This is a genomic window from Achromobacter sp. NFACC18-2 (assembly GCF_900108985.1).
Lineage (GTDB): Bacteria > Pseudomonadota > Gammaproteobacteria > Burkholderiales > Burkholderiaceae_B > Achromobacter.
The window spans coordinates 269527-283592 of record NZ_FNYM01000001.1 but is presented as its reverse complement, the minus strand read 5'-3'; the positions used below and the strand labels follow the sequence as shown (position 1 = coordinate 283592).

The window sequence follows — 14066 nt, the reverse complement described above, 5'->3', positions numbered from 1 at the left end:
GATCGTCCCGTCATCCCCGGCTGAACGGCCCGCGATTGACTGTCGTCGTGGGCTTTCGCCTTTCCGCCAGCCGAGGCGCGCATGACGCGCGCCCCCTGATCGGCGCCCCTGCGATCCCCGTATCCGCTCCACCGCCATTGCTTACTCACCCGCCGCCGCGCTGCGGGGCTTGAAGGACTTCGCATGCGTAAACGCGTCGCCATCATCGGACTTTCGTTCCGGTTTCCCAGCACCACCAATGACAGCTATTGGCCGGCCCTCCTGGAAGGCCGCGATCTGGTGACCCGTGTCGAAAAAGACCGCTGGTCGGCCGACGCCTACCTGCATCCCGCGAAGGACCATCCCGGCACCGCCTACACGTTTGCCGCCGGCTCCATCGGCGACGTTTCCGGATTCGACGCGGCGTTTTTTGGCATTTCTCCGCGCGAAGCCGCGCTCATGGATCCTCAGCAGCGGCTGTTGCTGGAAATGAGCTGGGAAGCGCTGGAGCACGCCGGCATCCCGTCTTCCACCCTGCGCGGCTCCGATTGCGGCGTCTACATCGGCATCGCCAGCAGCGACTACGCCTATCGCCTGGCCGAGGACCTGGGCGCCGTCGACGCGTCGATGGCCACCGGCAACACCGCCAGCATCGCCGCAAACCGCCTGTCCTATTTCTTAGACCTGCGCGGTCCCAGCATCGCCATGGACACCGCGTGCTCGTCCTCGCTGGTCGCCTTTCACCAGGCGTGCCGGGCCATCCTGTCGGGCGAATGCACGCAGGCCTTGGCGGGCGGCGTCAGCCTGCACCTGCATCCCTACGGGTTCATCACCTTCTCCAAGGCGTCCATGCTGTCCCCGCGCGGCCGCTGCAACGTCTTTGACGCCTCCGGCGACGGCTATGTCCGCTCCGAAGGCGGCGGCATGTTCCTGCTGAAGGATTACGACCAGGCGGTCGCCGACGGCGACAACATCCTGGCGGTGGTGGCAGGCACGGCCGTCAACACCGACGGCCGAAAATCCGGCCTGACCGTGCCCAGCGTCGAGGCCCAGGCCGCGCTGATGCGCCAGGTCTACGAACAGGCCGGCATTGCCCCGTCCGAAATCGACTACCTGGAAGCCCACGGCACCGGCACGGCTGTCGGCGATCCCATCGAAACCCGCGCCATCGGCCTGGCCCTGGCGCAGCAGCGAGACAAGGGAGCCCCCCTGCCGATCGGTTCGGTGAAAAGCAACCTGGGCCACCTGGAGGCGGCCTCCGGGGTCGCCGGGCTGGTCAAGGCGCTGCACGTCCTGCAGCACCGCGAGGTGCCCGCCACCATCGGCATCAGAACCCTCAACCCCAAGATCGAGTTCCAGAACTGGAACCTGGACGTCGTCACGCAGAACCGCAAACTGCGTCCCACCGGAAAGCTGGTGGTCGGGGTCAACTCGTTTGGCTTTGGCGGCGCCAACGCGCACGTCATCCTGGAAAGCGCGCCGCCGCGCAGCCCCGCCGCCGAAGGCAAGATCGTCAAGACCGCCCCGATCCCCGTGCTGGTATCGGGCAAGTCCATACCCGCCTTGAAGGCCGCGGCCGGCCAGATGGCCGGCGTCCTGCGCGGACAGCCCGCAAGGTTCCTGTACAACGCCGCCTACCATGCGGCCATGCGGCGCGATTGGCACGGCGAACGCGCCGTCGTGTTCGGCACGCAGTGCGATACGGTCGCCGAAGCCCTCCAGCAATTCGCCGACAGCGGCGATCCCAAGGCGGGCGTGGTAACCGGCAGCGCGCTGGCGCACGCGCGCGGCCCGGTGTTCGTCTACTCCGGCAACGGCTCGCAATGGGCCAACATGGGACGCCGCCTGCTGGCCGACCCGGTGTTTGCCACCGCGATCGACGACGTGGACGCGCAATTCGCGCAGTACGCCGACTTCTCGTTGCGCGCGGAACTGGCCGGCGAAAATGGCGATCATCGCTACCAGCGCACCGAATTCGCCCAGCCCGCCCTGTTTGCGCTGCAGGTCGGCATCACCCGGATGCTGGCGCAGCGCGGCGTCGTCCCGGTGGCCGTCATCGGCCACAGCGTCGGTGAAGTCGCGGCCGCCTGGGCTTGCGGCGCCCTGACGCTGCCCGATGCGGTTCGCGTCATCTTCCAGCGCAGCCGCCTTCAAGGGCAGACCAAGGGCCTGGGCCGCATGACCGCCGTGGGCATCAGCGGCGAGCAGGCGCTTGCCCTGATCGCCGAGCATGGACTGGCCCAGCACGTATGCGTAGCGGGCTTCAACAGCAGCCGTGGCGCCACGGTGGCGGGCGCGCCCGACTCCCTGGCCGTGCTTGAGGCCGCGCTGGCGGAACAATCCGTGTTCTACCGCCGCCTGGACCTGGACTACGCTTTTCACAGCCCCGCGATGGACGCCATCGAGGCAGGCATCCGCGAATCGCTCGCCGACATCCGGCCGCGCACGAGCGACGTACCGTTTTATTCCACCGTCACGGGCACGCCGCTCGACGGGGCCGCACTGGATGCCGCCTATTGGTGGCGCAACGTGCGCGAGGCCGTTCGATTCGAACAGTCCGCCAATCAACTGGCCGCCGACGGCAACAACATCTACATCGAAATCGGCCCGCACCCCGTGCTGCGTTCGTACCTGAACGACACGCTCAAGACGGCCGACATGCCGGGCAGCGTGCTGAGTACCGCCACGCGCGGCGCCGACGATCCGGAGAAGATCTGGGGCGCCGCCGGACAGGTCATCGTGGCCGGTGGCCAGCTCGACATGGCCTCGCTCTTTCCGTGGGCCGCGCCCGCGGTGGATCTGCCGACCTACCCCTGGCAACGCGAACGCCATTGGCACCCGACCACGCCGGAATCGCTCGGCCTGCTTACGCGCCGCCTGGTGCACCCCCTGCTGGGCTACGCCATGCATCAGCATGAGCACACCTGGGAAAACCAGCTCGACACGCAGTCGCACCCCTTGCTGGCCGACCACGTCGTCGGCGACGCCGTGGTGTTTCCGGCCACCGGCTTTGCCGAGGTCGCACTGGCCGCCGCGCTGCGCTGGCAAGGCGGCAGCGCCGACTGCGCCGAATTCGAAGAGCTGGAGATCCACAGCCCGCTGCTGCTCGGCGCCGCCCCCAGCAAGGTGCTGCGCATGCAGCTCGACAACAGCGACGGCCGCTTCCGCATCAACGCCAAGGACATCGGCAGCACCGAGCCGTGGGTCAGGCACGCCAGCGGCCGACTGCTGCGCGAACCCCGCCTGGCTCGCCTGACGCAGCCCGCGCTGACCCTGCCGGCACGCGCGCCCGACTTCACTCGCGAAAGCCACAACGCGCTGACGTGCGCGGTGGGCCTGGACTACGGTCCGGCCTTCCAGGCCGTCAAGCATGGCTGGATGGAATCCGAGACCAGCGTGCTGGCCGTGCTGGAGGCCGACGCCTGCCTGGACGCCGAGCTGGACGCCACGCACTTGCACCCCGCCCTGCTGGACTGTGCCTTCCAGCTCATCATCCAGTTGCTCAAGAAAGACGCGGCCATGGGCCAGGGCATCGCCTATGTGCCGTCCAAGATCGGGCGCCTGAGCCTGCGCGCCAAGGCTGGCCAGCCGACCGCCGCGCGCGTGCGGCTGGAGCGCCGCGCCCCGCATTCGCTCACGGCCACCTTCGAGCTGTACAACGCCCAGGGCGAGCAGATCGCCGCCGTCGAACAAGCCCGCTTCCGAAGCATCCGCTTGCGCAAGGCGGCGGCCGACCACCTGAGCTTTCTGGACACGGTCGCCGTTCCGCGCCCGCATGCCCCCTTTGGCGCCAACCCGATCGACCACGGCGCCTTGCGCACGGCGCTAGCCAAGGCGATCGACCAATGCAGGACGGGCGGCGCGCATGCGCGCTACGCGGAAGAAGTCGACCCGCTGCTGGAAAGCCTGTGCGACAGCTTCGCGTTGGACGCCCTGCGCGCCCTTGCACCGGACGGACGGCAGATTCCGCAGGCCCTGCTGGCTGACATGGGCCGACACACGCCCGGCGCCGCGCCGCTGCTGCAATATCTCGTGGACAGGCTGTCCGCTGCCGGCCATGCCGACTCGCAGGCGTCGGGCATCGCCGTATCCGCCGACCCCGATGCCGACAGCGGCGCGACCGATATCTGGAACACCTTGCTGCGCGAGTACCCGGACTACGCGCAGATCGTCCACGCCGTCGGCCGCATCGGCCTGCACTTGCCCGCGCTACTGCGCGGCGAGGCGTCGGTGGAAGAGATCTGCCCGCGCGCGACCTCCCCGGCCACCATCACCCGCAGCCTGCTTGGCACGGCCAGCGGCCAGACCCTGGGCATCGCACTGCGCAACGTGCTGGAAGCCGCTCAGGCGGCGCGCCTGCCGGGGCAGCGCCTTGCCGTGATGGAGATCGGCCAGGCCACGCCGCTGTTCAACTTCAGCTGCTGCGATGCGCTCGACTTCGACGTGGCGGACTACACCTACGCGTCGACCGACGCGGACGCCCTGGATCACGTCGCCGCCCAACAGGCCGAGCGCTATCCCCACGCCCGCACCGAAAGCGTCACCGAGAACGGCGCCGCGCCCGTCGCGCGCCACGATCTGGTCATCTTCCACTGCGACTTCAACACCCTGGACGCCGCCCGCAACGCGCTCCGGCACGCCCGCGGCAGCCTGCGCGATGGCGGCCTGCTGCTGTTCTGCGCCGCGCACCCGGCCGCCTGGGCCGACTTCGTCTTCGGCGCGCGTGCGCAGTGGTGGCAGCGCGGCGAGCACGGCGAACGGCTTTCCACCCAGCAGCCCGCGGCCTTCTGGCAAGAGGAATTGCAGGGCTTGGGCCTGCAATGCGCAGACGTGCTCGATTTTGCGCAGGCCCCGGCGACCGGCGCCTATGTCCTGACCGCCCGCCTGAATGCCGACGCCTGCGCCGAACCCGCCGCGGCCGCGGCCGAGCCGGCGCGTTGGCTGATTCTTGGCGACAAGAACCCCGAGCATGGCTTGAACCTTGCGCATTCGCTCAAGGACGCCCTGGCCGCCGCGGGCCACAAGGTCCGGCTGGAAGCCAATGTCGCACCCCAGGCCCTTGACGCCCTGCTGGCCGGCGACGCCTCGGGTCCGGTGCAGCACATCGTGCACCTGGACGGCCTCGCCTGGGCCGACGCGCACGAGAAGCCCGACGAACTGCTCGCCAAGCAGACGCGCCGCTGCGCCGTGGCTGCCGCCGCCATCCAGGCGTGCGAACGCACGCAAGTGCCCGCCACCCTGTGGCTCATCACCGCCGACGCCGCGCAGTACCTGCGCCAAGCGCCGCAAACCGCGGGCATGCACGCCCTGAACGACGCCTCGCTGTGGGGCTACGGCCGCACCCTGGCCAATGAAGCATCCAATTTCCGCGTCCGCATGGTCGACCTGCCGCTGGCCGTGGCGGGCCAGATGGCCGACGCCCTGACGCGCGAACTGACGACCCCGGACAACGAGGACGAAATCCTTCTTGCACCGGGCGGCGAGCGCTATGCCCCCCGCATGCGCATCACCCCACGCCCTGCGATTGCCCAGCCCTCCGAAGGCCAGGCCGTGCGCCTGGGCTTCGAATTCCCGGGCCAGTTGCGCAACCTGCGCTGGGAATCCTGCGCGGCGCCCGCCCCGGTCAACGACGAGCTCGAAGTGCGCATCGAAGCCACCGGCTTGAACTTCCGCGACGTCATGTACGCGCTGGGCCTGCTGTCCGACGAAGCCATCGAAAACGGCTTCGCCGGTCCCACCCTGGGCCTGGAATTCTCCGGCACGATCACCCGCGTCGGCCCCGACGCAGGCGGCTACCAGGTGGGCGACGCTGTCGTCGGCTTCGGCCCCGCCAGCTTCGGTGACCGCGTGCTGACGCGGCCCAATGCCATCTCCCACATCCCCGACGGCTTTTCGTTCGAAGCCGCGGCCACGATCCCCAGCACCTTCTTCACCGTCTATTACGCGCTGCACCACCTGGCGCGCCTCGAAGAAGGCGAGAAAATCCTGATCCACGGCGCCGCGGGCGGTGTCGGCATTGCCGCCATCCAATTCGCCCAATGTCTCGGCGCCGAGATCTACGCCACGGCCGGTTCCGACGAAAAGCGCGATCTGCTGCGCCTCTTGGGCGTGCAGCACATCTACGATTCGCGCTCGCTGTCCTACGCCGACGAAATCCTCGCCGACACCGGCGGACGCGGCGTCGACGTCGTGTTGAACTCGCTGGCGGGCGAAGCCATCAACCGCAATCTGCGCGTGCTCAAGCCTTTCGGCCGCTTCCTGGAACTAGGCAAGCGCGATTTCTACGAGAACACCCGCATCGGATTGCGTCCGTTCCGCAACAACATCAGCTACTTCGGCATCGACGCCGACCAGTTGATGAACGAGCGGCCCGACCTGACCCAGCGCCTGTTCGGGCAGATGATGGACCTGTTCCGCCAGGGCGCGCTGCATCCGCTGCCGTATGCCGTCTTCGACGCCAACGACATCGTCGACGCCTTCCGCTACATGCAGCAGGCCCGCCAGATCGGCAAGATCGTCGTCACCTATCGCAATGGCATCAGCGGCGTCCATCACCCACACGCCCGGACCGCACCCGGCCTGACGCTGCCCGCCGAAGCGACCTACCTCGTCACCGGCGGCCTCGGCGGCTTTGGCCTGCGCACCGCGCAATGGCTGGCTGACCGCGGCGCGCGCAACCTGATCCTCATCAGCCGCAGCGGGCCCGCCACCGAGTCGGCCCAGGCCGCCATCTCCGCGTTCGAAGCCCGCGGCGTACGCGTCCACGCCGCCGCCTGCGACGTCACCGACCGCGCGGCGCTCGCGCGCCTGTTGCAGGAAACGGCGCAAACACTGCCGCCCCTCAAGGGCGTAGTCCACGCCGCCGTGGTCATCGACGACGGACTGGCGCGCAACGCCACCTCGGAACAGATCCAGCGCACACTGGCCGCGAAAGTGCTCGGGGCCCAACACCTGCACGAGCTCACCCGCACGCAGGCCTTGGACCTCTTCATCTGCTATTCGTCAGCCACGACGCTGTTCGGCAACCCCGGCCAAAGCAACTATGTCGCCGCCAACGCCTGGCTGGAACGCCTGGCCGCGCAACGCCGCGCCGAAGGCCTGCCCGCCACCTGCGTGCGCTGGGGCGCCATCGATGACGTCGGCTTCCTCGCTCGCAACGAAAAAATCAAGAACGCCCTCCAAAGCCGCATGGGCGGCGGCGCCCTGGCCTCCCAGGTCGCGCTGGACGCGTTGGACGCCATGCTGGCGGCAGACGCGTCCGGCCTGGGCGTGCTGGAGCTGGATTGGCGCGCCCTCAGCCGCTTCCTGCCCTCCGCCGGCCTGCCCAAATTCTCCGACATCGCCCGCCACGCCGGCGATGCCGCAGACGACGAGACCGGCTCGGACGACATCGCCCACCTGATCGCCACCCTGGACGACGAGGCGCTGCACGACCGCTTCGTCGAAATGCTCCAGGCCGAGATCGGCGAAATCCTGCGCGTCGCACCCGACAAGATCGAACCCAACCGCTCGGTCTACGACCTGGGCCTGGACTCGCTCATGGGCGTGGAACTGGTCGTCGCGCTTGAAAACCGCTTCGGCATCCGCCTGCCCGTCATGGCGCTCAACGAAAGCCCCACCCCCGCCAAGCTCGCCCAGAAGCTCGTCGTGCTGCTGCGCGACGAACACGACAGCGCCGACGACGACACCGTCGCAGCCAGCGTGCATCAAGTCGTCGCGAGCCACGCCGCGGAGGTCACCTCCATCTCGGTCTCGGAGTTCGTCGACGAGCTCAAGCTCAACGGCAGCTTCTCCAAGCAACGCATGATCCAGTAGACAGAATTGAGCACCGCAAAAAAGCTGCCCGGCCTTGCCGCCGGCATCAAGGACAAACTCATCCAGCAGGCGCTCGAGCGCAAACTGCGCGCAGCCGCCAGCACAGGCGGCCAGGCGCTGTCGCGCCCCGCGGAGAAAAAGGCCGAGATTCCGGAAGAGCATTACCGCTTTCATCTCCATCCGGGATACCAGCAACTGCGCATCATCAACGACGGCGCCAGCCGCCTGGGCGTCAAGAACCCCTTCTTCAAGCTGCACGACGGCACCGCCGGCGCCAGCACCCAGATCAGCGGCACCGGCTACATCAACTACGCCAGCTATAACTACCTGGACATGTCAGGCGACCCGGTCGTCGCCGCCGCAGCCAAGGCAGCGATCGACCGTTATGGCACGTCCGTATCGGCCAGCCGCCTGGTCTCCGGCGAACGTCCCATCCACCGCGAGCTCGAAACCGAAATCGCCGCGCTGTACGGCGTGGACGATGCGATCACCTTCGTCAGCGGTCACGCCACCAACGTCTCGACCATCGGCTACCTCTTCGGCCCGCGCGACCTGGTCCTGCACGATGAACTGATCCACAACAGCGTACTGCAAGGCATCCAGCTATCCGGCGCACGCCGCCTGCCCTTCCCTCACAACGACTGGGAAGCGCTGGACACGATCCTGAATGAACAACGCCACCAGTTCGAACGCGTCCTGATCGTGCTGGAAGGCATCTACAGCATGGACGGGGATTACCCCGACTTGCCCCGCTTCATCGAAGTGAAGCGCCGGCACCGCGCCTTCCTGATGGTCGACGAGGCCCATTCGCTGGGTGTCATGGGCGCGCGTGGCTACGGGATTCGGGAACATTTCGACCTGGATGGCAAGGACGTCGATATCTGGATGGGGACGTTGAGCAAGACCCTGGCCGGGTGCGGCGGGTATATCGCGGGCGAAACGGCGCTGGTGGAGCATTTGAAGTTCCTGGCGCCGGGGTTCCTGTACAGCGTAGGGATGCCGCCGAGCGTCGCGGCAGCGTCTCTGGCCGCGTTGCGCCGGATGAAGGAAGTACCCGAGCGCGTCGCGGCGCTGCAGGCGCGTGGGCGGTTCTTTCTGGAGCAGGCGAAGGCTGCGGGGATTGATACGGGGACGAGTACCGGGTTGGCAGTCGTGCCGGCGATTATGGGGAGTTCGTTGAAGGCAACGCGCCTCTCCGCGGCGCTCTTCAACGCGGGAATAAATGCGCAACCGATTCTGTACCCCGCCGTGCCGGAAAAGGCCGCACGAATAAGGTTTTTTATCTCCTGCACCCATTCGGAAGCCGAAATTCAAAAAACGGTTCAAGCACTTGCTCGCTCACTTTAATCTTTCGATCAATCCCCTCGCCGCCAACCGCCGATTTCGATAACTGCCTTGTGACAATTGGAACCTATTCTCGTCGCTTGTCTCAACTGCCGGGCATTGAAGCCCTTCTAGGCGAGCGTCTCGTATATTTGCGCCCAGGACAGCCTCCGCACTCCAAATCTATCAGCGCGCTTGCAGGCTGGGGATTTCGCCCATCAACAAAACGGCCTCGCGACATCGCTGCGACGCACGGTCTGCCCTTCATCGGACTTGAAGACGGTTTTCTACGTTCGTATGGCGCTGGCCCCGGATATCCGACGCTCTCCGTGGTCGTGGATAATTGTGGCATTTATTACGCAGCAGACCGGGAGTCTCAGCTCGAAACCTTGCTGTCCTCCGACAGCAACCTTTTGACCGGCAAAGGTTCGGAGTACTCGCGAGCACGAGACCTGATTCTTTCCAAAGGCCTAAGCAAATACAACCTAGCGCCCAATATCGACACTCTGCCCGGCCCGGCAAGCGCCTTCAAGGTACTGGTCGTCGATCAGACCTTCGGAGACGCGAGTGTTGGATTTGGTCTCTCCAGCACCGAGGCGTTCAGTCAAATGCTTCAGTGCGCCAGAGAAGAAAACCAAGGCGCGACGGTATATGTAAAAACACATCCTGAAGTAAGCCAAGGCTTGAAAAAAGGGTATCTCTCGGACACCCGAGAAGACAGCAAAACCATTTTGCTGCGCGATCCGATTTCGCCCAGCAGCCTTCTACGACAGGTCGACCGCGTCTATGTAGTGACATCACACATGGGGTTTGAAGCGCTACTTCATGGTATACCCGTGACATGTTTCGGCATGCCTTGGTATGCCGGTTGGGGAGCAACAGTCGATCGTCTGAAATGCGATAGGCGCAATCGCACACGTAATACTGATGAGCTATTTGCGGCTGCTTATCTGCACTACACTCGCTACCTCAATCCTGAAACCCTTGAGCCGGGCTCCATTTTCGACGTGATGGATTGGCTTGATCTTCAGCGCCGCATGCAGCGTGCCATGACTGGTCGAAGCATTGCGGTTGGCTATCGGCGTTGGAAGGCGGAAAACATCAAACCATTTCTCGGTCCGGATCCAAAAAAAATACATTTTGTTCCGCACATCGAGGCGGCGAAGGAACTGACTCCAAATCCGAAAGACCGAATAATAGTATGGGGTGCATCACCATCCCCCGCCATCGCAGATCTGGCGCAGAGCTCGGGCGCCACCTTGCTTCGCATGGAAGACGGATTCATTCGATCCGTCGGTTTAGGCTCGGATTTCGTCCCGCCGCACGCCCTGGTCCTGGACGCACATGGACTTTATTTCGACGCAAGACAGGCCCACGACCTGGAAACATTACTCAATACTCGCAAATTCACATTGCGCGATAACGAACGGGCGACGAGGGTACGTAGCCTGATTGTCGAGAACGCGTTAACTAAATACAACATAGAACCGACCCAAGCTCCCAACTGGAGCACGTGCCACCGCCATGTGGTCCTGGTGCCAGGCCAGGTAGAAGATGACGCGTCAATCCGCTACGGATGCGGGCCGGTTCACGACAACCTGTCACTCATCAGGGCGGCCCGGCAAGCGCGCCCAGATTCTTACATCGTCTACAAACCACATCCCGATGTTGCAGTGAGGAACCGCAAAGGCAAAGTGCATATCGACGACGCGCTGCGCTATGTAGACCATATAGAAACGGAAGTTTCCATAATAAGTTGCCTAGACGCGTGTGATGAAGTGCATACGATGACCTCGCTTAGCGGATTCGACGCGTTGTTACGCGGCAAGCCTGTAGTTGTCTATGGGATGCCGTTCTATTCTGGCTGGGGGCTCACACAAGACCGAATGACAGTGCCTCGTCGAAAGCGCAAGCTAACGTTGAACGAGCTTGTCGCGGGTGTAATGCTTCACTACCCTATTTATTGGGATTGGACGCTGAACGGCTACACGACCTGCGAAGCATCACTACGCCGGATAATCGTTCAACGGACGAAAATTATCGAGTCGGGAAATCTCCGTTCGGTACGAAAGAACTACTTTCAGCGGCAGTTGCATAAAGTTCGTCTTTGGGCAAAAGCTGGATTTGCATTGAAGCGATGAACGCCAAACAACGGTTTCTTTTCCTGCAGGGCGTCTGTTCTCCCTTCTTTCCGACCCTTGCCAAAGGACTAAGGCAAGAAGGAATGAAGGTCCGAAAAGTCAACTTCTCCGTGGGAGACAGAATCTATTGGCGGCAAGGCGATGCGATCTCGTATCGGGGCTCCATGGACCAGCTGCCGCAATTTTACAGGGGAGAGTTCGACAGGCATGGCATAACCGACGTGGTCCTTTTTGGCGACTGCCGCCCAGTTCATCGCCCCGCCATCGAACTTGCCAGGGACTCGGGGATTCGGGTCCATGTGTTCGAAGAAGGCTACTTCCGTCCTTACTGGGTGACACTGGAGCGCGGAGGAGTCAATGGCTATTCTGCTCTGCCCCGAGACCCCGACTACTACCGGAAACGAGCGAAAGAACTGCCAAACTACGACAATGGGACCTCCTTTACTTCGCCGTTTTGGAAGCGTGCAGCCTATGACGTGGGATACAACTTCTGGGCAGGCCTCAATCCGATTCTTCACCGGGGGGTCAAAAGCCATGTCCCATATAGCCCGGCCACGGAGTATGCAAGTTACCTGCGAAAGGGCATAGGCACTCACATAAGCCGACGACGCGCAAAAGCAATACAAACGATGGTTACGCTGGACGGCCAAACTCCACCGTACTATCTATTTCCATTGCAACTCACCACCGATTCGCAAATTATCCACCACTCCGACTTTTCCAGCATGAGTCAGGCCCTGGATACGGTGATTCGATCCTTTGCGCGCCACGCTCCGGAACAGAGTCTATTACTGATAAAGGCCCACCCTCTTGATCCAGGACTAGTCAATTACTCAAGACTTATTCGTCGATTAAGTAGGCAACTAATGCTAGGGAACCGTGTAGTTTACATAGACGGCGGGCACCTGCCCTCATTGATCAATCGCTGTACAGCGGTAATCACAATAAACAGTACGGTTGGTGCGTCAGCTCTCATACACGGCAAGCCCACGAAGGCCCTTGGGCGAGCGATATATGACATGCCTGGTCTAACAGATCAGAAGGTATTGGATGAGTTCTGGAAACATCAGGACAAGCCGGACGTACATCTGTTCAGAAAATTCCGGAACGTAGTCATACACGACACTCAAATAAACGGCGGGTTTTATTGCAAATCGGGAATCGACCTGTCGGTCACCAATTCGCTCAGAAGGCTCTTGGTTTGAATAACATTAGATGCCAAAAGAGGTCAGAATCGCTCGACAGCTCCAGTCAAATTGGATTAACGCTCTAAGTCATTCCAATGGCCAAGCACATGGATGGCGACAGTCCCCACTGCCTAACCACGTCACTCGGAATACCGATTGAATAGACTGAATTATTTTTTTCGTTATTGGATACGGGCCGGATGCCGCTGGCATTCGCCGTATCATAAAATCGCCTTTGAGCTAGCCACCCGCGCCAATAAAGACACCATTCACCGAATACTTGATTGCGGTTTGATTACCAGAGCGGCAGCGCTGTATCAAGAAAATCCCAAGCTGTTCACGGAGGCTGCACGGGGAAAGCTGGAGTATCTTCGCGGCAATCACGATACTGCAGAGAAACTCCTGGAATCCGCATTACGGTCTTCAATATCAACGGAGCGCCAGCGCGCGGTAAAGCTACTGACCCGCCTGTCGCCTTCCCGTGTCATCGCTTCCGCAAAAAACTCGGGCCAAACTCGGCTCGAGCAATGCCTGCGCATGGCAACGCAGACTAAAAGCTGCGCGCACCCAGACTTGCAAAGTCCGACCGGGGATGAGCATCTGCTAATTGCAAACAACGCGGCGTCCTATCCGGAAAAGCTTCAATATCTGAATGCCTATTGGAAGGAGATGGGATTATCGGCAGTCAGTGGAGCCGATACCGAAAGCAATTTCGACATCCTCGCATTGAGCCCGGAGTCCGCGACGAATTCAGAGCTATCCGCCGATAAAGCGGCAGTCTCGGTAGTTATGACGGTATATAACGGTGGAAAATACTTACGTTCATCGATGCTCTCAATACTACGACAAATGAGTGTCCGCAGCGAGATCGTTATCGTTGATGACGCGAGCACCGACGGTACTTGGGACATTATCCTCAACCTGTCTCGGGATTACCCCGGTCGGGTGATTTCGAGACGGCTTGCCCGCAATGTGGGCACATACGCCGCGAAGAATATTGCCCTGAGACTATGCACCAGGGAGTACATTGCATTCCAGGACGCGGACGATTGGTCGCACCCGGCGCGACTGATAAGCGCTATCACTTGGCTGTCTCTCAGCAAGCAGCACGTTGCTGCGACGTCGCGATATGTCAGAATGGATCAGGAAGGCCGCTTCTTTTCGCCAAATATATGGCCCCTGCGGCAGTGGTCGCCAAATACCCTGGTATTCCGTCGCGCACCGACGCTAGAAATGATCGGGCAGTTTGACCAGATCCGTTTTGGAGCCGATACGGACTTCTTCGAACGCATCCGAGCCTATTTTGGCGACAATCGCGTACTTTTTCAAAAGCAGGTCATGCTTATTGCAATGGGGCTCCCTTCTTCGCTCATGCACGACCCAGCTACCGGGTTGGATGGAAATGGTCATTCAATGAAGCGGGTGACTTACAGAGACGTCAGTGCGGAACGAATTCTAGGGATGGCTCGAGACGGCTCGCATCCGCACCTGCCCGAAGCAAATTGACACGCGCCCTTGTGGCACGTGACTCTAAAAGTCGCTCATCGCATACCTTTACGCATTCCACCAACAATGGACGATCCAGGGCAACGACGCGATGGAATCGCATCGCGCGGGGGGA

The 14066-nt window shown here is 62.7% G+C and carries 5 protein-coding genes; all 5 read left to right on the top strand.

The annotated features are described in order from the left end of the window. Positions 1-183: 183 nt before the first annotated feature. Entirely contained in the window at positions 184-7794 is a 7611-nt protein-coding gene (locus BMW75_RS01290; protein ID WP_092575737.1) for a type I polyketide synthase, read from the top strand. Positions 7795-7800: 6 nt separating this feature from the next. Then, positions 7801-9141 carry an aminotransferase class I/II-fold pyridoxal phosphate-dependent enzyme gene (locus tag BMW75_RS01285; protein ID WP_092575735.1) on the top strand — a complete coding sequence of 447 codons (1341 nt, stop codon included), beginning with the start codon at positions 7801-7803 and terminating at the stop codon, positions 9139-9141. A gap of 50 nt (positions 9142-9191) precedes the next feature. Continuing rightward, positions 9192-11258 carry a capsular polysaccharide biosynthesis protein gene (locus tag BMW75_RS01280; protein WP_254791900.1) on the top strand — a complete coding sequence of 689 codons (2067 nt, stop codon included), beginning with the start codon at positions 9192-9194 and terminating at the stop codon, positions 11256-11258. Beyond that, positions 11255-12463, top strand: a complete 1209-nt coding sequence (locus tag BMW75_RS01275; protein WP_092575733.1) for a capsule biosynthesis protein — start codon at positions 11255-11257, stop codon at positions 12461-12463. The genes BMW75_RS01280 and BMW75_RS01275 overlap by 4 nt, the downstream gene beginning before the upstream one ends. A 138-nt stretch (positions 12464-12601) precedes the next feature. Then, a complete protein-coding gene (locus tag BMW75_RS01270; RefSeq protein WP_139208463.1) occupies positions 12602-13951 on the top strand; it encodes a glycosyltransferase family 2 protein in 1350 nt (449 codons plus the stop codon). The last annotated feature ends 115 nt before the right edge of the window (positions 13952-14066 follow it).